Genomic DNA, 22,202 nt, shown 5'->3' with positions numbered 1-22,202 from the left:
AAAAGTAAGTGTTTTCATTTTTTTGAGAAAAAGCTACCATTAGAAATGTAGACGAGGTGAAAGTTTCATGATCAGTGAACGGGAAAAAGCAATTATTCGATATCTCTTAGAGAATGGACCAACAACGGTTGCTAAAATTGGGTTGCATATGTCGCTTTCGCAAAAGACAGTTTCGCAATCGCTAAAGAGAATTGATGAATTTTTGCAGGAAACAGCAATAAGGCTTGTTCGCAAACCTAGAGTAGGTGTATTTCTTGATGGCGATTCAGCTGAAATTCTAAAGTATCTTGATGGGCACGAGGAATCAAACTTACCGACGAGCAAAAAAGATCGTATTCAGTTTCTTTGCTTTGAAATACTGAAACAAAAAACGTATTTTACGCGTCAACAACTGCAAGATGCACTCTACATCAGTAAATCAACTTTAGAAAATGACATGGGGCAGGTAAGCGAGATCTTTCGTCATTTTAACGTTACGATTGAAGTTTTACCGGGGAAGGGTTCCTTTTTGAATTTGTCAGAACAAGAAAAACGTCGTTTAGCATTTGATTTGATCTACTATTTCTGGGGTGGAAATTGGAAAATAACACAAGAGCAGCAACGCTATTTGCATTCGATTCAAGGAATTCCTCAGTTTGTTAATGATTTTATTGACCTGACAAAAATTTCTTTAGTTGATACGCTCTTACAAGAGTATTTGAAAAAAGAACAAATTACGCTTAATGATGCTGCCTATCACTCACTATTGCTTCATCTTATCATCATGATTGATCGGGTCAAAGAGAAGAATTATCTGACTTTCGAAGAAAGAAGACATCCTTTGATGGAGAATAGAGCTTTTTATCGTTTTATTGCTTCAATAGAAGAAACGTTTTCTCTGTCGTTGCCAGGTTCGGAAGTTCATTATATTTCGCTTCATATCTATGGGGATTCGTTGATGAAGAAGAATGACTCCGATGATTTGCTTGATGAAACGATACGCAAATTGATTCATGAAACGATCTCCCTACGCAATGAAAGTCTCTTGTTAGGATTGGTATCACATATCAAAGAAGCTATTTATCGCATTCAAAAAGGATTAGTCATTCATAACCCTTTTCTAAATGATGTGAAGAAGAATTTCCCTTTGTCTTTTGAGGAAGCGCTTCGATTAGCTCATGCCTTAAATTGGCATTTTTCGATTTCGATCCCCGAAGATGAGGTTGCCTTTCTGGCCGTACACATCCAAGTGATGAAAGAACAACGAGAAGAAAAACAACCGAAAAAAGTGAGTGTCTTATTAGTTTGTAGCAGTGGGAAAGGCACTTCACAGCTATTAGCTGCTCGTATTCGGAGGAATTATGAGCAAATCGATATTTCCAGGATTCTTTCAATTCAAGAGTTGATTCAGACCAATATTTATGAGGACTTGATTTTATCGACAGTGGATTTAAAAATCGATTCGATTCCAACAATCCATGTTTCTCCTGTACTGAATAAAGATGAGCAGCGAAAAATAGAAGCCTTTTTAAGAAAAGTCGAAGAAAAACAAAATGGTTCTTTCAGTCAGTTTGCGAAATTGATTCATGAGGACTTGATTTTTTTAGATCATCATTTTGAAGATTATCAAGAGGTGATTACATTTATTGGGGAGCAGTTGATTACTCGTGGGTATGTGATCGAGGAAATGATTGACTCTTCGCTAAAAAGGGAACAGCTTTCCTTTACTTCTTTTGGACGATTCGCAACACCTCATGGTACACCAGAATACGTGAAAAAATCAGCGATTGTATTTTTACGTCTTAATAATGAGATCCACTGGGGAGAAACAAAGGTGAAATATGTCTTTTTCATCTGTATCAAAGATGAAACTGTACAAGAACTTGAGGAAATCTATGACACGATGCTTAATGTGATGGAATCAGATGAACGAACCTTCCTCCTTAAAGGGACGAAAGAGGAATTAAAAAAGTATTTACAAGGGGGAACATAAAATGAATATAGAAACACTACTACCTTTTGAACATATTGTTCTTGGTCTAGAGGCAACCACTAAAGAAGAAGTGGTCCGTCAGTTAGCAAAAATATTGGTAACTGAAGGAATTGTTCAATCCGAAAATGAGTATGTTCAATCAGTTATGGAAAGAGAAGATCACTCGACCACAGGAATAGGCAATAATATAGCTATCCCTCATGGAAAAAGTCGTGCAGTTTCTGAACCCGCAATCGTTTTTGCTCGGTTAAAGGCACCATTAGAATGGCAATCTTTAGATGATGAACCGGTAACGGTTGTGATTATGCTTGCTATTCCTGAAGAACATCAAGGAGACACCCATTTACGGATTTTATCAGAAATTGCCATGAAATTGATGGATGAAGACATCACAGAAGCGCTGAAAAGCGAAACAGATAAAGAGATTATCGCGAAATTATTAAGCGAATAAAATGGAGAAAAGGGGAAAGACGAATGAAGAGAAAAATTATTGCAGTAACGGCGTGTGCCACAGGAGTTGCTCATACCTTTATGGCGGCACAGGCGCTAAAAAAAGCAGCAGCGAAACGTGGCGATTTAATCAAGGTTGAGACACAAGGAGCAACAGGTATCGAAAATGAATTGAACGAGCGGGATTGTCAAATTGGGGAAGTCGTGATTTTTGCCGTTGATACGAAAGTGAGAAATGAGGAGCGTTTCAATGGCAAAATGATTCTCAAAGTCCCGGTAGCAGCCCCTATAAAAAACGCAGAAAAAGTAATTGAAGATGCATTAAAGCTGATTGATCAATAAAGAGGAGGAAAATCAGATGAAAAAGTTGGCAAGTGAAATGAAAAATCATGTTTTAACAGGAATATCTTATATGATTCCTCTAGTGATTGCCGGAGCAGTTATCATGGCGATTTCTCGAGTAGGTGGATCAATATTTGGGATTGTTGATATTTGGGACGCCTCTCATGGAGAAAGTGCGAATGCGATTATCCGATTACTCCATAGTTTAGATGGATTCGGTGGCATTGCGTTAGGACTGATGTTTCCCGTAATATCGGCATTTATTGCTTATTCGATTTCCGATAAGCTAGGGATTGCCCCTGGTCTTGTTGGAGGTATGTTAGTAAAAGACATTAACGCAGGCTTCTTAGGCGCAATTGTTTCAGGGTTGATCGCTGGGTACATCTGCTTGTGGATCAAAAACCATATCAAACTGCCAAAATCGATGGCATCGGTAGTTCCAGTGTTCTTAGTTCCTGTTTTAGGTACTTTAGTCACTGTCCTACTTGTGAACTATGTGATCGGTACACCATTTGCAGCTATCAATGTGGGCTTAGAGTCATGGTTGAACGGATTGAGTGGCGGAAATGCGGTCGTGATGGCGGCAGTTGTAGGGGCAATGGTTGGATTTGATCTTGGAGGGCCAGTAAATAAGGCAGCTGTGACAACCGCGATGGCTTTATTGACAAGTAACGTTTATGCACCAAACACTGCAGCACAAGTGGCGATTATCATTCCGCCAATTGGTTTAGGATTAGCGACTGTTTTTGCAAAGAATAAATACAATAACGAACTAAAAGAAGCAGGAAAATCGTCGATCATTATGGGACTAGTAGGTATTTCAGAAGGAGCGATCCCATTTGCGGTGGAAAATCCACTAAAAGTGATCCCAGTGAATATGATTGGTTCAGCGATTGGTTCTGCAATGGCTGTAGGTCTAGGAGCTGTCAATACAGCGCCAATCTCTGGTTTTTATGGTTGGTTCACCGTAGAAAAATGGCCACTGTATGTTTTATCGATTGCTACTGGCTCATTATTCATTGCGATTTGTACAAGCTTGCTACGTTCAAAAGATGCGGGGAAAGAAACAGATGCCACGATGGAAGAGTTTGACGAAGCGGCTTGGGAAGAGCAGTGGGAAGCATAGCTATGACAAATGTACACATAGTAAACCACACCCATTGGGATCGTGAATGGTATTTTACTTCGATGGACTGTGTCGTTTTGAGTGACCAATTATTTAGTGATGTACTAAAAGAACTAAAGAGGCAACCGACTGCATCTTTCGTGCTAGATGGACAACTGTCTATTCTGGACGATTATTTAGAACTCTATCCTGAGCGCTTGACTGAGGTCAAAGAGTTGATCGCCAATGGTCAATTGTTCATCGGGCCTTGGTACACCCAAACAGATGCCTTTTTCGCTTCTGGTGAGTCCATCATTCGAAATGCCATGATTGGTATATTTGATAGCAAAAAATATGGCAGCTATATGCCGATCGGTTATTTGCCAGATACATTTGGTTTTAATGCTCAAATGCCAACCATATTGAACGAAGTTGGACTTGATAACATTATCTTTTGGCGAGGCATCGATTTAGGGGAACAGGTCAAATCCCCTTACTTTAAATGGACGAGTTTAAGTGGGCGAGGTTCACTGTATGCGGTGAATTTTCCTCAAGGATATGGTGCACAGCAGCAATTGGAGCCAACGAGCAGTTATGTAGATGGCAGACTCGATAGAGGTGTTGATTTTATTAAGAGCTACGCGAATGAACCTGAAATCTTGATTCCAACTGGAAATGATCAGTTAGGCATTGTTTCTGCCATAGAAGAAAAACTAACGAAAATCAATCAGCTTGGAAAATACAAGTATCAATTGAGCACCTATCCAGCATTTATGGAGATCGTCCGTCAAAAAGAACTGGAAGTTTATCAAGGAGAGTTTCGTGCACCGGTTTTTGCACGGGTTCACAAAACGATTGGTTCTGTACGAATGGATCTGAAACGTGAGATTTTTCGATTAGAAAACAAATTAGTTTTAGAAATTGAACCAATGTTAGTTATTGCGAAAGATTTAGGGATCGAATTAAGCAATCGCTTGCTAATGAAAGCTTGGAAAAAGTTATTTGAATGTCAAGCCCATGATAGTTTGGCAGGCTGTGTATCAGATAGTGTTGCACAAGATATCAGTCATCGGTTAAAAGAAATCAGTGAGATTTGTGAGAGCATTGAAAATTTGATTTTAAAAAGAATCAGTGAAGGACTCGCTTTACAAGCCAACCAATTTCTGATTCTTCATCCAACACCAGTGCCATTTCAAGGAGAGAAATTAGTTAAGATCGTATCCAGAACCAACAATATCAAGGTTATTGGAGCTGATTCATCTGTACTTGAAGCAGTGTATATCCCAAGCAGGAAAAATATTATGGAAGAAACTCCGGCTGGCAACCGTTTTATTGAAGAAGAGGGGTATTATCTGTTAACCGTTCAAGTGACCTGTGCCTTTTCAGGCCTTGGTTATCAAGTCCTTACATTTGAAGAGCAAGAGACAACTCCCGAATCGTCTTTAGATCAAAACACATGGATTAGAAATGGAAAATACATGCTTTTCTTTGAAGACGGCCACCTGATTTATTCAGATGGAAAACAACAGATCGTGGATTTCTTGTCGATCATCGATGATAGTAATGCCGGTGATACGTATGACTATTCGCCTATTTTGAATGATCAACCGATCACGCTTCGTTTTGCCAGCTGCAAAGGGAAGCAAGAAACATTGGTTTTGGAAGGAAGTTTACAGCTACCGTATACGATCGAAGAACGGATGAAAGGAATCGCCACCAAAACATTCGATTATACATTGACCCTCCAACTGACAAAAAATGGTGAGGTAAATGCAAAGCTACGTTTTAAAAATACGCTTTTAAATCATCGGATTCGAGTGAAAGCTCGATTAAACAAGCCGATAGAAAGAGCGGTTGCGGCCATTCAATTTGGCTATCTTGAAAAAAGAAATCAAACACTGGAAAATTGGCAAGAAAAATATGCAGAAAAACCTGTCAATATTGAACCATTTGAAAAACAAGTGGTTGTTTATGATCAAGAGAACGCCCTCGTTTTTTATAGCGAGCAGAGCAAAGAGTATGAATATATCGATGACTCCTTATATGTAACGGTACTAGCTACAACCGACTCTCTAGGAAAACCAGATTTGTTGTATCGACCAGGTCGTGCTTCTGGCGATACAACCAAAAAGGGACATATTATGATGGAAACACCTCTTGCTCAAATGGAAAACTATGAGATGGTCTTCGATTTTTCCCTAAGGGTCGCATCAACAGCTATTTCTGAAGATTTGTTGGCTACTTGGAAAACTGTTAAAGAACAGCCATCGATTTCTTATCAATTGCAAGATTTGAATTACTTTATTTATCGTATAGACAATAAAATTCAAAAGCGCATTGATCCATTATCTCTGACCGACATGTCTCTTTCTTTGTTGTCTTGCAGCTTAGAACCAGGTGTGGGAGTCAGTGCGCTCCATAATGCGTATTACTCTGAGGGAATCGTTGTCCGTTTCGTCAATTCAACGAACAAAGAACGTCCTCTTGAGCCCAAAAAATTATTTAATGGGTACGAATATCAGCGAATCAATGCCTTAGAAGAACCGCTTGAAGCGGATCATATCATCCACGCTTATGGAGTAGCAACCTATTTATTAACTAAAAACTAGGAATAAAGAACACAAAATTTGTCGAGAAGGAATTGCTTCTGTAACGTTTTCCTCTACAAGATTTTGTGTTCTCGCTTTTTTACAATATTTAGAAGGAGTTTTTATGTCCGTACAACTTTTATTGCTTGCCTCACTGCCTGCACTAGGATGGGGCTTAATGCCAATCGTCGCTAAATTGATGGGAGGAAAATCAGAGGAACAACTGCTAGGAACAACAATCGCAGCCTTGATTTTCGGTAGTGTATTTGGTTTCTTGAATCAAGTGAGTTATGCCATGGTGCCATTTTTCATCAGTTTATTATCTGGGGTTTTTTGGGCTTGCGGACAATACTTCCAATTTCTCGCTTTGGAGAAAGCGGAGGTTTCTAAAGTAATGCCCGTCTCCGTCGGGACCCAATTATTATTTGTTACATTAGCATCTGGCTTCTTTCTCAAAGAATGGACAGATTTAACGACTGTAATTTTCTCAATCATGGCATTAGGAGTCATTCTAACAGGTGTTTTCCTTGTAACTAAGACAACTCATCAGCAAACAGGCTTAACACAGCAAGTACTTCTTTATCTATGTTGTTCTTCAGCTTTTTTGATGCTATATGTGACAGTCACTGGTCTGTTTCAGATAAGTGGCGCACAGATTTTCTTGCCTCAGGCAGTAGGGATGTTTCTCGGGGGAAGCGTAATTTCCTTGAAAAGTAAGCAACAGTTGCATTTCCGCAAAATAATCCGCAATTTAGGTACTGGTAGCACATGGGTTATAGCGAATACTTCGTTATTCGCTGTATCGTCTTCTTTAGGTGTAGGCGTAACCTATTCATTTTCTCAAATGAGCTTACTTGTTGCTACTTATGGAAGTATTATCCTCTTAAAGGAACAAAAAGTTGGCAGAGAAAAGCAATTTGTAGCTCTTGGTAGCTTGCTCTATATTGTTGGTGTATTAGGGATGAGTTGGTTGAAATAACTTTGCACCTGAGCAATTTTAGTTAGTGATCAATAAAGTAGCAGATAACAGTTTAACCAATAAAGAACTTATCTTAAAAATCAAAGAGTGGGTAACCACTCTTTTTTTTGTTTAGAACATGAATATTTAACTTATGCCACATTTTTTTATTTAAGCAAGTAGCGACATAGAATCATTTTTTCTTTTTTGGCGTATGCCCATAATACAGTTTGTATTTTTTATAGAAAAAAGTGATATTGGTGAAACCTGCTTCAGCCGCACATTGGGTGATTGGTTTGGTGGAGGAAGCAATTAAGTTGTGGGCGAGATTCAATTTCTTTTCGATAATCAATTCGGTCAAATTTTTACTAGTTTCTCGTTTGATCAATGTACTTAAATAGGAAGGAGAATAGTTGAAAAGGGTGGCGAGTTTTGGCAAAGTAACCGTTTGGAAGTTCTCTTCGATATAGGTCAAGATCGCTAGAATGTGCTGTTTTTTTGCCGCTTCTTGCTTGTTGGTCTGATAGTCGAACTCACGTACGAGAAAAGTGAAAAGAATGGCTATTAGATTGCTGATGATTCGTTTACTACCAATGGCTTTTTCATAAGTTTCTTTCAGCATTTCTTGAATCACAGCATGGATCCGATCATCTTTATTGTTCTTAAAGACAATATATTGGTCATGCGCGTGCTTGTCTGACAATGCAGTCAGAACAAAATCAAGCACGACCCCTTCATTAAACTGTTCTCGACTAATCAATTGAGCGAAATAATCCCGCTTGATCAAAAGATTGATCAAAACATCGTCTTCACCAGTCATTTCAATCGAATGGGGAATTCCGGTATCAATCAGACAAATTTGTCCTTTTGTCAGCGTAACTTTCTGATCATCGATCAATTGGGTGCATGTTCCTGAGTAGATATAATTTAATTCGATAAAACTGTGGTTATGATAAGGAACTGGACAGAAGCGGCTTTGCTTTAACAGAGTAAAGTTTTCTTGTTCTTCCATCAGATTATCGAATAAGTAAACTTGTCGGCCATTGATCATCACTTTTTCCAGCTGTTGATAATAGTCAGAAAGGTGGTTTGGATGGTCTCTGTGATAGCATTCCCGCTCAGATAACTGAAAAAGCTTTTTTTCCATTTCTTCGGTTGTCATTATGATCTCCTCCTTTCGTAAATCTAAAAATGTGATAATTATCTGCAAAGAAGATGACATTGTTTCAATCTGCAGAATTGCTTATGATACATTTGAAAGCGTATTTATTATGATTTTAAATGAAGTTGAATGAGAAAGAAAGAGGAATTTGTATGAAAAAGATAACGAATTTATTGAACGAAAAATATGATAATCATATTTTTCCGTTTTTATGGATGCATGGAGAAGAGAAGGAGACGATTCAAACTTACATCAATAAAATTTACGAAGCCGGCATCCGATCTGTCTGCATCGAATCACGACCCCATGAAGAATTTTTGAAAGCGCAATGGTGGGACGAGTTGGCGATCATCATTGAAGAGTGTGAAAAAAGACAAATGACACTTTGGATTTTGGATGACAAGCACTTTCCAACAGGCTACGCCGCAGGAGAAATTGAGAAGAATCATCGACATTTGCAGAAAGAATTTTTGAATTTTCGACAATTTGATTTTGTAGGCCCAAAAAAGAATGCTGGAATTATGTTGGATTGGTGTTTCAATGCAGAGCGACCGAATATTTTGAATTCCGAAGGGGAAACGGTTAACGAGAGTGGCAAATCATTTTTTTCTGCTGAAATCATCAGCGCCGTTGCGGTCAAAAAAACTGGATTTAAGCAGATCAGCGAGGAGGAGTGGATCGACCTTACAGACTCAATGATTGATGAGACATTGTATTGGTCTATTCCTGAAGGAGAGTGGAGTATCTTTGTCTTTTACACGACACAAGAAGGAGGGGAAGCTTCGACACAAGGGTACTTGAATCCTTTGGTACCAGAAGCAACGGATGTTTTGCTGGAAACGGTTTATCAAAGTCATTATCAACACTTTGGAGAGAAATTTGGCACAACGATCCAAGGATTTTTCTCAGATGAACCGCGGTTTGGGAATATCAAGGGTCCTGATGCAGTCCTTGGAAAAGTAGATATGCCATTGCCGTGGCGGTATGATTTGTTGACTTTGTTAGCAAACCAGCTAGCCATATCTGAAACTGAGCTGCGAGGGCTGTTGCCGGCTCTCTATCGTGGTGAATCAAAACAGACGGCTAAGATTCGTTACAATTATATGTCGTTGGTTTCTGAGCTATATAGTCAACACTTTTCTCAGCGGATCGGACGCTGGTGTCGGGAACATAAGGTCGACTATATCGGACATGTGATTGAGGATAACAATGCCCATGCACGTTTAGGCTATGGGGCAGGTCACTTCTTTCAATCGATGAAAGGACAATCGATGGCAGGGATCGATGTCGTTTTGCATCAATTGATGCCGCAACAAAATGACGGATACTTTGAAGCCATGACATCTACTGGCTGGGATGGCGAATTTTTCCATTACGCATTAGGGAAAATGGGGGCATCTTTAGGAAACTTAGACCCTGTGAAACAAGGTCGAACGATGTGCGAAGTATTCGGTGCATATGGTTGGTCAGAAGGAACCAAACTGATGAAATGGCTAACCGATCACATGCTGGTGCGAGGGGTCAATCATTTTGTCCCTCATGCTTTTTCAATGAATGACTTTCCTGATGCCGATTGCCCGCCACACTTTTATGCGCAAGGCCATAATCCACAATTTGAGGGCTTCAAACAGCTGATGACGTATATGAATCGTTTGAGTTATCTATTTAGCGACGGGAAACATCAAGCGGATATTGCTGTGCTGTACCATGCTGAAGCGGAGTGGGCAGGCGCTTATATGCCGATTCAAAAAGTTGCTCGTGAACTGATGGAACATCAATACGAATTTGAAATCGTTTCGGTTGAGATGATGCTTGATGCGCAATTTACGGATCAAACGTTTGTCATCAATGAGTATGCCTTTCAAACACTAGTCATTCCATATACTGAGCGAATGTCTGGTCCATTGATCAAAAAGCTGACAGCTCTCGCAGAATCTGGAATTCAAATTATTTTTGTTGAGGAAATGGTGAAAGAAGCCCTTGAACAAACTCTGCTTACCCATGAACTGCGGCTTCTCGCTCGCCTTACGGAAGTAACACCGCTCACAGCACTTACTGATAACGTTGGCTTGAAGGTACGGGATCGTTTAGAAACATCAAAAGCTCTGCCGTATTTGCGCTACTATCATTATCAGCAGCAGACAGATGAAATATTCATGCTTTTCAATGAAAATGACAGTGAATCGCTGCAGTTTCAGGCTGTTTTTCCTGCTAAGAAGCCTTTAGTTCAATATGATCCGGTAGAAAATAAACTGAAACCTGTGTCATATAAAAATGGCAGCTATGAGATTCATTTAGCACCAGCAGAGAGTATGATTCTTTTTGAAGCTACCTCGGAACAACCATTGCGTATTGATAGAAGCAAACCAGTGAAAGAAGTTCATCTAAACGATCAGCCATGGCAAGTCACTTTCGAAGGAATCGGGAAAGAGCAAGCGGTAGTTGCCTGTCAAAAACAATATTCGTCATTGCCTTTACTGGGAGTCGGTGATGACTTCAGTCGGTTTAGCGGGAAAATCACTTATACCGTGGACTTCCCTAAAGCAGCAGGAGAGGTTTTATTAAGTATTGAAGATGCTTCAGAAGTTGTGACTGTTTCAGTGAACGGTCATTGTGTAGGCACAAGAATCAGTACACCGTATACATTTGAGTTGACGGACCTGCTTCAAGAAACGAATAATTCCATCCAGATTGAAGTGATCAATAATTTAGGTCGCAGTATGCGGGATTATCTTTCACAGTTTGTCCTGTTCGAGCCTTTGGGGATCACTGGCGAAATCAAACTTTTTATTGAGGAGGAGCAAAAATGAACAACCAGCAGTTGGCAACAGAGGTTTTAAAGGAAATTGGTGGAAAAGCCAATATCGAATCGGTGACCCATTGCGTCACACGTCTGCGTTTTGTATTGCATGATACAGATACCCCAAGTAAGGAGACCATTGCTAGTCTTGACGGAGTGATTTCAGTCGTTGAACAGGGCGGACAGTACCAGATCGTTTTAGGAAATCGTGTAAACGATGTCTATGAAGCGGTCCTGCAACAAGTCGGCGAATTAATAGAAGACAATACCCATGAAAAAACAAAAAAATCTCTTTTTGATCAGTTTACCTCCACGATTTCAGGGATTTTCACGCCAGCTTTAGGCGCTATGGCTGCGTCAGGAACGATCAAAGGGATCTTGACGATTTTATCAGTAGCAGGTATTTTGTCAGAAACTTCGGGAACCTATATCGTTTTGTATGCATTGTCTAATGCTTTCTTTTACTTCATGCCAATCTTATTAGGTGCTTCGGCGGCAAATTATTTTAAATTAAACAGCTATGTCGGAATGTTGATTGGGGCATCATTGATCTATCCTACTTTGCTGCCGTATGCGACAGAAGGTAGTTTGACCTTTTTGTCGATTCCCGTGAATATGATGGACTATACTTCTTCCGTTTTTCCGGCAATCATTGCTGTCTGGGTGGCAGCCAAAATCAATGGCTTCGTTCAGAATTGGCCGTTGAAAGATTTGCGATTCATGGTACAGCCTCTTATCGTGTTACTAGTTTCTGTCCCTCTTGCCTTGCTGGTCGTTGGTCCAATTATATCCAACTTATCAAGTCTACTGGCAACGCTTGTTAATAATGTTTATCACTTCAGTCCGGTTTTGGGCGGGCTGGTGATTGGGGGACCATGGATCTTGATGGTCATGTTCGGATTGCATTGGGCATTCATTCCAATTTTTCTTAACAACATGGCGATGCAAGGATTCGATCCTGTGATGGGTCTGCTCTTAGCGAACCAAATGGCAATGGCTGGAGCTGTCGTGGCGGTTGGTCTACGAACGAAAAACGATAAAACAAAAGCACTCGCATACTCAACAGGTCTGACAACCCTGATTGGTGTCAGTGAACCAGCATTGTACGGAGTATTACTTCCTTATAAACGTCCGTTGATCGCTGCTGTCATCGGTGGAAGTTTAGGTGGTGTTATTGCAGGCTTTATGCAGACAGTGCAGTATTCTTTTGGTGGTTCAGGATTGTTGGGTATTCCTTTGATTATCAATCCAGCAGGAATCGATGGTGGATTTTATGGTGGGATTGCTTCGCAGGTAGTAGGGCTTGTTGCGGCATTTCTAATCACCTATTTTTGGGGAATTGTAGAACCTGAAAAAAGGAAAGCAGTCAATTCAAAAGAGCCAGTGAATACAAAAATCAATTTTCAAGAAGTCGTTCAAGGAGAAGTCGTTCCCTTAACAGAGGTTCCTGACAAAGTTTTTTCAGAAGGCTTGATGGGGCAAGGGAAAGCAATCAAACCACAATCAAACACCTTTTATGCCCCTTTTGATGGCGTGGTCACTGCTTTATTTCCAACAAAGCATGCAATCGGCTTGACCAGTGATCAAGGCGTTGAACTTTTGATCCATATCGGTGTTGACACCGTAGAACTAGGAGGAAAACACTTTACGACACTTGTTGAAGCAAATCAAGCAATCAAAAAGGGCCAACCGCTGATAAAAGCCGATCTCGCAGCTATCCAAGCAGAGGGATATGCGACCATTACGCCAGTTGTGGTAACGAATGCGTCAGCATTTGAGAAGATCATGAATGAAAAAGAGTCACTTATTGTTGCCAACTAAAACCTTAGATTCAATGAAAAGAAACATGAAATCAGTGAATGATTTCATGTTTCTTTTTTACCGTCCATTCTCCGTTTGTCGATAATCACTAGGTGAAATGCCGACTTTTTTCTTGAATAAACGGCTGAAATAGGCGGTGTTTTCGATGCCGATCGCCAATGAGATCTCTTTGATGGAAAGACGAGAATAGCGCAAAAGGTCTTTCGAGTAAGAGATGCGTTTGCTGATCTGGTACTCGATGGGGGGCAAGCCCATGTATTTGGAAAACTCCTTGACGATTTGATACTTATTGATATGGTACCTTTCCTCCAAAGATTCCAAGGTGATCCCTTGACGGAAATCCTCTTCTAGCTGGTCACGAATCTGCAAAATATAAGGCGGGATCTCACTATCTGAAAAGTCGAGATGATATTTTTGCAGGAGCAGTTCATTGAGCAGCTGATGAATCAAAACAGAGCTTTGGAAGGCAGTTTTCGCATTTGGTTCTGGCTGTAACATCAATAAATCTTGTAAGACCAAATGGATCGGATTTTGACGACTGCTGGCAGGATTGGTGTGAAAAACTGGACTGCCATTTTTGAGGAATTCCTCATAAAACGCTGCGACGTTGGCGCCATATAGATGGATCCAGTCCATTTCCCAGGGCTCTTGACTAACGGTGTGGTAGTACTGATAGTCTAGGCAGTCAATAAAAAACACATCACCTGCTTTCAATTGATAGCTTTTTCCTTTGTAGCGCAATTCACCGCAGCCGGACAATGTATATTTGATCAAATAAGAAGGCAGGTTCTCTCGTTCTGTAAAGTAAGGTTTGCTGGCTTTGAAATAGCCGATTTCCTGAATGTAATAAAAAAGTTCACGCTGCTTTTGGGTTGAAGTATTGATGTAACGCAGTGAATCAGTTGACCACGAGTGGTTGGCTTTCTCCCAGTAATCCATCGGATCCTCCTTTTTACCAAGATTGTGCAAGTCTTTATCAAAATTGTGTGATGAAAATCGTTGATTGTCAAGCTAAAATTGAGGCAACAAGAATGAATCAGTGAATTGTAATCGATTTATTTTTAACCAAGATAATGAAAGGTGGAGACCAGTGAACACATTTATCGCAATCGATATCGGTGCATCAAGCGGTCGTCTGATGCTGAGCCATTGGGAAAATGAGCAGATCACTTTAGAAGAGATCCATCGCTTTAAAAACGGCTTTCGTCCTCATGAAGGCTTTGACCGTTGGGCGATCGATTATTTGATCCAAGAGATTTTAGTAGGACTGCAAAAAGTGAAACAAGCAGGTATCAATGACTGCTTCGTCGGAATCGACACCTGGGCAGTGGATTACTGTTTGATCGATCAAGCAGGCGAACGTTTAGGCGACCCAGTCGCTTATCGAGATAGTCGCACCAATGATGCGATCGCAGCTTTTGGTCAGCGCTATTCTTTGCAAAAACTGTATGAGAAAACAGGCATTCAGCTGCAGCCCTTCAACACGATTTTTCAGTTAGCCGCAGAAGAAGCGCAACTGCTGCAAAAAGCCGACAAGCTGCTGCTGATTCCAGACTTCTTGGGCTACGTTTTTACTGGCAAGATGGTCACGGAAAAAACCAATGCTTCGACGATGCAGCTTCTAAATGCCAACACCCAAACATGGGATACAGAATTGTTAGCTGAGATCGGCGTAACAGAAGGCCTATTCCCACCATTGGTTGATGCTGGAACGGTTTTAGGCACACTGCAAACACAGAAGTTTCCAGCCTATGATTTGCCACAAGCGACCTTTGTCACTGTCGCTAGTCATGATACGGCATCAGCGATCATCGGTACACCTGGAGAGGGGGCAGATTGGGGCTACATCAGCAGCGGGACTTGGTCATTGCTGGGGATCGAAACCAAAGTACCCAATGTTTCCCTTGCCGCCTTTGATGAAAATTATACGAACGAATGGGGTGCCCACAACACGATTCGCTTTTTAAAAAACATCATGGGCATGTGGCTGATCCAAGAAGTGGCTCGGCAGCAAGACTATCAATATTCCTATGCAGAATTGGCGGAATTGGCGCAAGCAACGCCTGCTTTTCAACAGTTTGTCGATGTCAATGATCCTCGTTTTTTGAATCCAGAAAACATGATTACTGAACTGCAAGCGTATTGTCGAGAAACCCAGCAGAAAGTTCCAGAAACTGCAGGGGAATTGGCTCGCTGTGTGTATGATAACTTAGCGCTTTGTTATGCCAGTGAATTGCAAAAGCTGGAACAGCTGACAGGTACGACAAACAAGCTGCAAAAACTGCATATCGTGGGGGGCGGTTCCAACAATCGCTTTTTAAATCAACTGACGGCTGATGCTGCGCAGCTGACGATCGAAGCTGGCCCAAGTGAAGCAACGGCGATCGGCAATCTTTTAATGCAGATGATGAGTGCTGGCATCTTCACGTCGCTGCCTGAAGCACGCCGTGCGGTCAAACACTCATTTCCTTGCAGTGTTCATGAACCACAGCCTTTTGATCACAAGATTTTAAGCAACTATCAACGTTTTATAAAAGGAGTAGGAAAAAAATGACAACGATTCAACAGCGTTATGAAGAAGCTAAGACAGCATATGCCAAATTAGGCGTCGACACGGATGCGGTTTTGAAAAAATTAGCCGATGTGAAAATCTCGATGCATGTTTGGCAAGGGGACGATGTCCAAGGATTTTTGAGTGATGAAGCATTATCTGGTGGGATCTCTGTAACGGGGAATTATCCTGGTGCTGCCCATACCCCAGAGGAGTTGCGCCAAGATTTAGAAAAAGCCTACTCTTTGATTCCTGGAAAACACAAATTGAACCTTCACGCCATCTATTTAGACACCGAGGAAGCAGTGGATCTAAATGAATTGGAGCCGAAGCATTTTGAAAAATGGGTCGCTTGGGCGAAAGAACAAGGCTTAGGTTTAGACTTCAATCCAACCTTTTTCTCACATCCCATGTTCAAAGATGGCTTTACCCTTGCTTCACCAGATGAAGAAGTTCGTCAGTTCTGGATCGAACACGGCAAACGTTCTCGTCAAATCGCTGCCTATATGGGGAAAGAAACTGGGCAAGTCTGTGTCAATAATTTCTGGGTGCCAGATGGCTACAAAGACAACCCGATCGATCGTTTTACACCACGGGAACGCTTGATGACAGCATTAGATGAGATTTTTGCTGAAGAATTGCCAGCGGAATACACGGTAGATGCCGTGGAAAGCAAGTTGTTTGGTCTTGGTGCCGAAGCCTACACCGTCGGCTCTCATGAATTTTATATGGGCTATGGCTTGACGCGCGATAAATTGATTTGTTTGGATGCTGGACATTTCCATCCAACCGAGGTGATCTCCAATAAATTGTCTTCATTGGCACTATTTAGCAAAGGCATTTTGCTGCATGTCAGCCGTCCCGTACGCTGGGATAGTGATCATGTCGTGATCATGGACGATGAATTGCAAGAGATTGGTCGCGAATTGGTTCGCAATGACTTATTGCCAAAAACCAACATTGGGTTAGATTTCTTTGATGCAACGATCAATCGGGTCGCTGCGTGGGTGATCGGGACGCGCAATACTCAAAAAGCGTTGCTAAAAGCGATGCTAGAACCGATCGAAGAACTAAAAGCAATCGAATTGTCAGGTGATTTCACCACTCGCTTAGCCATGACGGAAGAATTAAAAGACTATCCGTATGCAGATGTTTGGAATTACTTCTGTGAAAGCCAAGGGGTACCAGCAGGTCTGGATTGGCTATCAGAAGTGAAAGCCTATGAAGAAACCGTCTTAAAAGCCAGAAAGTAGGAGAACGATGAAAAAGATTGATATTTTACAAGCGAATTTTGTACAAGAAATGATGGAAACGACAGCAAACCTTTACCGTTTAGGGTGGGATGAGCGCAACGGCGGCAATATTTCTTACTTATTAACAGAAGAAGAGATCTTGCCTTTCATCGATCCGCAAAGCGTCTTGCGGGAAATTCCCATGATTTTTGATGCCACGGCACTAGCTGGCAAGTACTTTATCGTGACAGGTTCAGGAAAATACTTTAAAAATGTAGCGGCACATCCAGCGGAAAACCTTGGTGTGATTCGGGTCAAAGAAGATGGGAAAACATTGGAATTGCTTTGGGGCTTGGAAAATGGTGCGGTGCCAACGAGTGAATTGCCAAGTCACTTCATGAGTCATATCGCTCGCTTGTCGGTCGATCCAGAAAACCGAATCATCATGCATAACCACGCATCGCATCTTTTGGCCATGAGTTTTACCCATGAGTTGGATGAACGCAGTTTCACGCGGACCTTGTGGCAAATGTGTACGGAGTGTTTGGTTGTCTTCCCAGAAGGCGTTTCCATCATTCCTTGGATGGTCCCAGGAACGAATGAAATCGGCGAAGCAACGGCTGCTAAAATGAAAGAAACCCGTTTGGTTCTTTGGCCACAACATGGCATCTACGGTGCTGGCAAAGATATGGACGAAGTCTTTGGCTTGATTGAAACGGCAGAGAAAGCTGCGGAAGTGTACACCTATGTTAAAGCGCAAGGCCCAATCTTACAAACCATTACAGATGAAAATCTGAAAAAATTGGCTGACGCTTTCAAAGTCACTCCCCGAGCAGGCTATCTTGAGGTATAAGTAATGGTAGAAGAATAGAAAAGGCTTTCAGTCTTTTCTATTTAAATTATATTGTGAATAAACAAACAAATGGAGGTAGGAAGAATGGCGAATAGAATGATTTTGAATGAAACATCGTATTTTGGAAAAGGAGCGATCGAGAACGTACCGACAGAATTCAAGGCACGAGGGTTCAAAAAAGCGGCAGTGATCACCGACAAAGATTTGGTGAAATTTGAAGTAGCAACCAAAGTGACGAAATTATTGGATGAAGCAGGTGTCGACTATGCGTTATATGATGGGATCGTGCCCAACCCAACGATCCAAAATGTCAAAGACGGCTTAGCGTTTGTCAAAGAAGCCCAAGCTGATTGTATCATTGCGATTGGCGGTGGTTCACCGATCGATACGGCAAAAGCGATTGCGATTATTGCTACGAATCCTGAATTTTCAGATGTGATTAGTTTGGAAGGCGTGGCAGACACGAAAAATCCATGCTTGCCGATTTTAGCGGTACCGACAACTTCTGGGACTGCAGCCGAGGTAACGATCAACTATGTGATTACAGATGAAGAAAATCATCGGAAATTTGTTTGTGTAGATCCTCACGATGTTCCTGTAGTAGCCTTTGTGGACAGCGATATGATGATGGGGATGCCGAAGAGTCTGGCAGCTGCAACGGGGATGGATGCCATGACCCACGCCATCGAAGGCTTCATCACCAAAGGCGCTTGGGAAATGACTGACATGCTGCACATCAAAGCAATCGAGATCATCGGGCGCTCATTGAGAGATTCCGTGAATGGCGATCAAGCAGGACGAGAAGCGATGGCACTAGGGCAATACATTGCCGGTATGGGCTTTTCAAACGTCGGCTTGGGCTTAGTCCACGGCATGGCACATCCATTGTCCGCTTGGTACAACATTCCTCACGGAGTAGCGTGCGCGTCTTTGTTGCCAACCATCATGAAATACAACAAAGACTTTACGGGTGAAAAATACCGTGAGATCGCGATCGTTTTAGGCATTGAAGGGGCAGAAACGATGTCACTTGAAGACGTCCGAGATGCTGCTTGCCAAGCAATCGATCAGTTAAGCACAGATGTGGGTATTCCAGCGACCATTTCTGAATTAGGCGTCAAAGAAGAAGATATCCCAGCCATCGCCAAAGATGCCTTGAATGATGTCTGCACACCAGGCAACCCGCGGGATACGACTTTAGAAGAGATTATTGAGCTTTATCGTTCGTTGATGTAAAAGCTCAAATCGTTCCTTTCAATGAGCGTGCTTATTTCGCTTGCTGTATAGGCGCTCAAACCTGGATTGCTCCTTAACGACGGTTGAAGGGTTTCGATAAACGGCGTTTTCCTTCTCGTTTCAGGGGAACTAGCAGCTTTTCTTTTCTTATTCCAACAGTTGAACAATGAATATTCATGATAACACTGATTTTGTTACAGCCATTTTGAAAAATGGCTGTTTTTTTTGTCCTTAACGTTGTATTGTAATTCTTATTATCGATCGTCTTTGTCCCTTGAAGGGGACAAAGGATGATAGAACGCTTACATTTCCTGGTGCTATGATAAGTGTGTAGAAAGGAGAACGGTTACATGACTGTTATGGAACAACGAAAGAGAAAAATTATCCATATTCTTTCCAATACGAGAGAATTTGTCACAGCCGATGAACTATCCGCAGCGCTTCGACTTTCTACAAAGTCGATTTATCGCATCGTAAAAGCGATCAATGAGGATGCCGCGATTGACTATGTGATTCTCTCAGAAAAAGGGAAAGGCTACCGCTTAAGTTTCCATCATCAAGAAAAGCCCCAGAGTCAGAAAGCGGAAATGCCAAATGCGCTGACACCAGTGGAACGCCGGAACAAAGTGATGGAGGAGCTATTGCTTATTTCTCCAAAAAGAAAGAATATTTTTTCCCTGTATCAGCCTTTTTATGTGAGTGAAACGGTTATCAACAGTGATGAGAAATTAATTTCTGAAGCTTTGCAGCGTTTTGAGCTGACGGTTTCCCGCAAAAATAAAATGATCGGGGTGAACGGTGCAGAAAAAAATATCCGTCGTGCATTGCAGGAGTATATCCAACAAACCCGCAATATCCGCTTGGATGATCTGCATGTGACGAATGAGGCGTTCAACCGCTATGATGCGGAGTTTGTTTTGCGACAGCTGAATTTGATTGAAAATCACCTAGGATTAGTAATACCACATCCTTATAACATTAATCTTTTTTCTCACCTGTATATCTTATTGCGACGGTTTCGCAAAGTAGGGAATTCGTTTAACGAGGATATTTTAGATGAGAAAGAGAAACAGCAAATGCAAGAAAACCCAGAATTAGCCACCATCGCCAAAGAGATCATTGGCAATAGCGAACAGTACTTGCATACGAAATTACCGGAAAACGAAAGCTATTATATGTATCAATACCTCGTCTCCTCACGGATGCAAAAGGCCACGGATGAATTAGAGGATCTGTCAGAACAAGTAAAACTAATTTCTAATGCATTTATAGAAAAAATGAGCACTCAGCTGCAGCGGTCATTTGAAGACGAGGAGTTATTCGGTAAATTGGCTCGCCATATCAAACCAATGATCAATCGGTTGCGACATGGGATCGAAGTCAAAAACAATCTTTTGGAGCAAATCAAATTAGAATATACAGATTTGTTTTTTGCTACCGAAGAGACTGCAAGAGAAATCTGCCAAGTGTACGATTTGCCAGCGCTCACAGAAGATGAAATCGGCTTTGTCACCCTTTACTTTGCTCAAGCGATCGAAGAACATCCTCAACAACTCAAGGTCATGATCGTCTGTACTACAGGAATCGGGACCTCCGAATTATTAAAAGTAAAAGTGCATAAGAAATTTCGTGAGTTAGCAATCACCGCTGTCCTACCTTCTCGTGATGTGGAAGCGGCTTTAAAGCAACACCCGGCTACGGAGATGATCATCTCAACCGTTCAATTAACGATCGATAGTCCGATTCCGGTTGTGATCGTGAGCGCCATGCTGACGATGGAAGACCAAAAACGCCTTGAAGCGATGATTGGGAGGGTGAGAAATGACTAAATTCCCTTTGTCCCTTACGTTAGTTTCAACAGAAGCAGGAGAGACGAAAGTCGATGTTTTAAGGAAGATTGCAGGTGTTAGCCAAACAATCGGGCTGACGGAGAGCAAAACCCTGCTATTTGAAGCACTGCAAGCCCGAGAAGCGAGCGGCAATACGATGATTGCTGAAGATTTTGCGCTACCACACATTGAAAGTACTGTGTTGAAAAAAAGCGGAATCGTCCTCGTCAGAGGTGAAGAAGTCCTTTGGCAGGGAACGCTGCAAGCAAAAACGATTTTTGCGATCCTGATGAAGACTAACGAAACAACCGCGGTGAAACAAGCAGTCATCCGCTTAATGAAATGTTTCGCCTATGAAGAAAATCTGCAATTCATTGCAGAAAAATCAAAAGAAGAAATCGAAGCCTTCCTTCTCAACCAATGCGGCTGATAGGAATGAATGGTCAATTCAGTAAGGCAAGAGGTACTCAACTAGAGGAGGAAAACGAATGGATATTTCAACAGTGATTGATCCAAAAATAATCAAAACCAACATGGAGGCCGCTTCTAAAGAAGAAGCCCTGCAGCAATTGAGTCAGCTTTTATATACCAATGAGTACTTGACGGATCAGGCAGCATTTTTAAAAGATGTCTATGAGCGGGAAGCAGTTGGTCAAACAGGGATTGGCAATTACATTGCCATTCCCCATGGAAAAAGTGCTCATGTGAAGGAGATCGGCGTAGCAATCGGGGTTTTAAAACAAGAGATCCCTTGGGAAACGTTGGATGGCAAGGGAGTGAAAGGAATTATCTTATTTGCCGTCGGTGATGACACGGAAGGGGCGCAAAAGCATTTGAAACTGCTCTCTTTGTTCGCTCGGAAATTAGGAAATGACGAGGTGACGGCTGCCTTGTTGAAAGCAAAAGAGCCGCAGCAAGTGATTGAAGCATTTCAAGGATAACAGAAAATTTAAGGAGGAATTATTATGAAAATCGTCGGAGTATGTGCATGTACAGTAGGGATCGCTCACACTTATATTGCGCAAGAAAAGTTAGAAAATGCGGCAAAAAAGGCAGGTTACGAGATCCATGTGGAAACACAAGGAACGATCGGCCGTGAAAATGAATTGTCACCTGAAGCGATTGCGGCTGCAGATGTCGTGATTTTAGCAGTTGACGTCAAAGTAGCAGGACGAGAACGATTTGAAGGGAAACGGATCATTCAAGTGCCGACCGAAGTTGCCATCAAGTCCCCAAGCAAATTGTTGGAAAAAGCCAAAGAGGTCGTTCAACAGCAGGCGGTCTAAGCAAACCGAAGGAGGAA

At 41.7% G+C, this 22,202-nt stretch carries 18 protein-coding genes; 16 read left to right on the top strand and 2 right to left on the bottom strand.

Going from position 1 to position 22,202, the window contains the following annotated elements:
* The first annotated feature begins 67 nt into the window (after positions 1 to 67).
* The 6 genes from IGJ01_RS12420 to IGJ01_RS12395 all read left to right on the top strand — a co-directional run bounded on the left by IGJ01_RS12420 (position 68) and on the right by IGJ01_RS12395 (position 7,436).
* Complete coding sequence (locus IGJ01_RS12420; RefSeq protein ID WP_430601135.1) at positions 68 to 1,972, top strand: BglG family transcription antiterminator; 1,905 nt, start codon at positions 68 to 70, stop codon at positions 1,970 to 1,972.
* Between the two features lies 1 nt (position 1,973).
* A complete protein-coding gene (locus tag IGJ01_RS12415; RefSeq protein WP_086297724.1) occupies positions 1,974 to 2,423 on the top strand; it encodes a PTS sugar transporter subunit IIA in 450 nt (149 codons plus the stop codon).
* 23 nt (positions 2,424 to 2,446) lie between these two features.
* Positions 2,447 to 2,764: a PTS fructose transporter subunit IIB gene (locus IGJ01_RS12410; RefSeq protein ID WP_005234408.1), complete on the top strand. Its 318-nt coding sequence runs from the start codon at positions 2,447 to 2,449 to the stop codon at positions 2,762 to 2,764.
* Positions 2,754 to 3,890: a PTS fructose transporter subunit IIC gene (locus tag IGJ01_RS12405; protein ID WP_430601134.1), complete on the top strand. Its 1,137-nt coding sequence runs from the start codon at positions 2,754 to 2,756 to the stop codon at positions 3,888 to 3,890. The genes IGJ01_RS12410 and IGJ01_RS12405 overlap by 11 nt, the downstream gene beginning before the upstream one ends.
* Before the next feature lie 2 nt (positions 3,891 to 3,892).
* A complete protein-coding gene (locus IGJ01_RS12400; protein WP_430601133.1) occupies positions 3,893 to 6,478 on the top strand; it encodes an alpha-mannosidase in 2,586 nt (861 codons plus the stop codon).
* A 103-nt stretch (positions 6,479 to 6,581) separates the two neighbouring features.
* The gene (locus IGJ01_RS12395; protein ID WP_430601132.1) at positions 6,582 to 7,436 is read left to right on the top strand and encodes a GRP family sugar transporter; all 855 of its coding nucleotides are present in this window, start codon (positions 6,582 to 6,584) and stop codon (positions 7,434 to 7,436) included.
* 172 nt (positions 7,437 to 7,608) lie between these two features.
* On the opposite strand, the gene IGJ01_RS12390 is transcribed toward IGJ01_RS12395, so the two are convergent.
* Positions 7,609 to 8,577 (bottom strand): AraC family transcriptional regulator, encoded by a 969-nt coding sequence (locus tag IGJ01_RS12390; protein ID WP_430601131.1) that lies wholly within the window; start codon positions 8,575 to 8,577, stop codon positions 7,609 to 7,611.
* A 152-nt stretch (positions 8,578 to 8,729) separates the two neighbouring features.
* Between IGJ01_RS12390 and IGJ01_RS12385 the strand changes: the two genes are divergently transcribed.
* On the top strand, positions 8,730 to 11,387 hold the full coding sequence (locus IGJ01_RS12385) for a glycosyl hydrolase (protein ID WP_430601130.1): 2,658 nt from the start codon (positions 8,730 to 8,732) through the stop codon (positions 11,385 to 11,387).
* Positions 11,384 to 13,198, top strand: a complete 1,815-nt coding sequence (locus IGJ01_RS12380) for a beta-glucoside-specific PTS transporter subunit IIABC (protein ID WP_142437611.1) — start codon at positions 11,384 to 11,386, stop codon at positions 13,196 to 13,198. Before IGJ01_RS12385 ends, IGJ01_RS12380 begins: the two co-directional genes overlap by 4 nt.
* A gap of 57 nt (positions 13,199 to 13,255) precedes the next feature.
* Here IGJ01_RS12380 and IGJ01_RS12375 read toward each other — a convergent pair whose 3' ends face one another.
* Positions 13,256 to 14,137, bottom strand: a complete 882-nt coding sequence (locus tag IGJ01_RS12375) for a helix-turn-helix transcriptional regulator (protein WP_139960531.1) — start codon at positions 14,135 to 14,137, stop codon at positions 13,256 to 13,258.
* Positions 14,138 to 14,336: 199 nt separating this feature from the next.
* On the opposite strand from IGJ01_RS12375, the gene rhaB reads away from it, so the two are divergent.
* From rhaB to IGJ01_RS12335, 8 genes are all read left to right on the top strand, one after another.
* Positions 14,337 to 15,752 carry a rhamnulokinase gene (gene rhaB / locus IGJ01_RS12370; RefSeq protein ID WP_265590372.1) on the top strand — a complete coding sequence of 472 codons (1,416 nt, stop codon included), beginning with the start codon at positions 14,337 to 14,339 and terminating at the stop codon, positions 15,750 to 15,752.
* The gene (rhaA, locus tag IGJ01_RS12365) at positions 15,749 to 17,002 is read left to right on the top strand and encodes an L-rhamnose isomerase (RefSeq protein ID WP_016612607.1); all 1,254 of its coding nucleotides are present in this window, start codon (positions 15,749 to 15,751) and stop codon (positions 17,000 to 17,002) included. The genes rhaB and rhaA overlap by 4 nt, the downstream gene beginning before the upstream one ends.
* Before the next feature lie 7 nt (positions 17,003 to 17,009).
* Complete coding sequence (rhaD, locus tag IGJ01_RS12360; RefSeq protein ID WP_430601129.1) at positions 17,010 to 17,834, top strand: rhamnulose-1-phosphate aldolase; 825 nt, start codon at positions 17,010 to 17,012, stop codon at positions 17,832 to 17,834.
* Positions 17,835 to 17,918: 84 nt separating this feature from the next.
* On the top strand, positions 17,919 to 19,070 hold the full coding sequence (gene fucO, locus IGJ01_RS12355) for a lactaldehyde reductase (RefSeq protein ID WP_430601128.1): 1,152 nt from the start codon (positions 17,919 to 17,921) through the stop codon (positions 19,068 to 19,070).
* A 350-nt stretch (positions 19,071 to 19,420) separates the two neighbouring features.
* Positions 19,421 to 20,899 carry a BglG family transcription antiterminator gene (locus IGJ01_RS12350; RefSeq protein WP_142437606.1) on the top strand — a complete coding sequence of 493 codons (1,479 nt, stop codon included), beginning with the start codon at positions 19,421 to 19,423 and terminating at the stop codon, positions 20,897 to 20,899.
* The gene (locus tag IGJ01_RS12345; protein WP_008380949.1) at positions 20,892 to 21,329 is read left to right on the top strand and encodes a PTS sugar transporter subunit IIA; all 438 of its coding nucleotides are present in this window, start codon (positions 20,892 to 20,894) and stop codon (positions 21,327 to 21,329) included. The genes IGJ01_RS12350 and IGJ01_RS12345 overlap by 8 nt, the downstream gene beginning before the upstream one ends.
* A 58-nt stretch (positions 21,330 to 21,387) precedes the next feature.
* Positions 21,388 to 21,840: a PTS sugar transporter subunit IIA gene (locus IGJ01_RS12340; RefSeq protein ID WP_016612612.1), complete on the top strand. Its 453-nt coding sequence runs from the start codon at positions 21,388 to 21,390 to the stop codon at positions 21,838 to 21,840.
* A 24-nt stretch (positions 21,841 to 21,864) separates the two neighbouring features.
* On the top strand, positions 21,865 to 22,185 hold the full coding sequence (locus tag IGJ01_RS12335) for a PTS fructose transporter subunit IIB (protein ID WP_008380953.1): 321 nt from the start codon (positions 21,865 to 21,867) through the stop codon (positions 22,183 to 22,185).
* Positions 22,186 to 22,202: the final 17 nt, after the last annotated feature.

It is taken from the genome of Enterococcus sp. AZ089 (assembly GCF_050547225.1).
In the GTDB taxonomy this organism is placed as follows: domain Bacteria; phylum Bacillota; class Bacilli; order Lactobacillales; family Enterococcaceae; genus Enterococcus_D; species Enterococcus_D entomosocium.
Note: the sequence above shows the minus strand (reverse complement) of the source record. Positions and strands in the feature narration are given on the sequence as shown.

Coding starts and splice junctions, on each gene's coding strand:
- IGJ01_RS12375 (WP_139960531.1), bottom strand. CDS start 14,137: ATGGATTACTGGGAGAAAGCCAACCACTCGTGGTCAACTGATTCACTG.
- IGJ01_RS12335 (WP_008380953.1), top strand. CDS start 21,865: ATGAAAATCGTCGGAGTATGTGCATGTACAGTAGGGATCGCTCACACT.
- fucO (WP_430601128.1), top strand. CDS start 17,919: ATGGCGAATAGAATGATTTTGAATGAAACATCGTATTTTGGAAAAGGA.
- IGJ01_RS12420 (WP_430601135.1), top strand. CDS start 68: ATGATCAGTGAACGGGAAAAAGCAATTATTCGATATCTCTTAGAGAAT.
- IGJ01_RS12410 (WP_005234408.1), top strand. CDS start 2,447: ATGAAGAGAAAAATTATTGCAGTAACGGCGTGTGCCACAGGAGTTGCT.
- IGJ01_RS12385 (WP_430601130.1), top strand. CDS start 8,730: ATGAAAAAGATAACGAATTTATTGAACGAAAAATATGATAATCATATT.
- rhaA (WP_016612607.1), top strand. CDS start 15,749: ATGACAACGATTCAACAGCGTTATGAAGAAGCTAAGACAGCATATGCC.
- IGJ01_RS12415 (WP_086297724.1), top strand. CDS start 1,974: ATGAATATAGAAACACTACTACCTTTTGAACATATTGTTCTTGGTCTA.
- IGJ01_RS12345 (WP_008380949.1), top strand. CDS start 20,892: ATGACTAAATTCCCTTTGTCCCTTACGTTAGTTTCAACAGAAGCAGGA.
- rhaD (WP_430601129.1), top strand. CDS start 17,010: ATGAAAAAGATTGATATTTTACAAGCGAATTTTGTACAAGAAATGATG.
- IGJ01_RS12340 (WP_016612612.1), top strand. CDS start 21,388: ATGGATATTTCAACAGTGATTGATCCAAAAATAATCAAAACCAACATG.
- rhaB (WP_265590372.1), top strand. CDS start 14,337: ATGCTGAGCCATTGGGAAAATGAGCAGATCACTTTAGAAGAGATCCAT.
- IGJ01_RS12380 (WP_142437611.1), top strand. CDS start 11,384: ATGAACAACCAGCAGTTGGCAACAGAGGTTTTAAAGGAAATTGGTGGA.
- IGJ01_RS12400 (WP_430601133.1), top strand. CDS start 3,893: ATGACAAATGTACACATAGTAAACCACACCCATTGGGATCGTGAATGG.
- IGJ01_RS12395 (WP_430601132.1), top strand. CDS start 6,582: ATGTCCGTACAACTTTTATTGCTTGCCTCACTGCCTGCACTAGGATGG.
- IGJ01_RS12350 (WP_142437606.1), top strand. CDS start 19,421: ATGACTGTTATGGAACAACGAAAGAGAAAAATTATCCATATTCTTTCC.
- IGJ01_RS12390 (WP_430601131.1), bottom strand. CDS start 8,577: ATGACAACCGAAGAAATGGAAAAAAAGCTTTTTCAGTTATCTGAGCGG.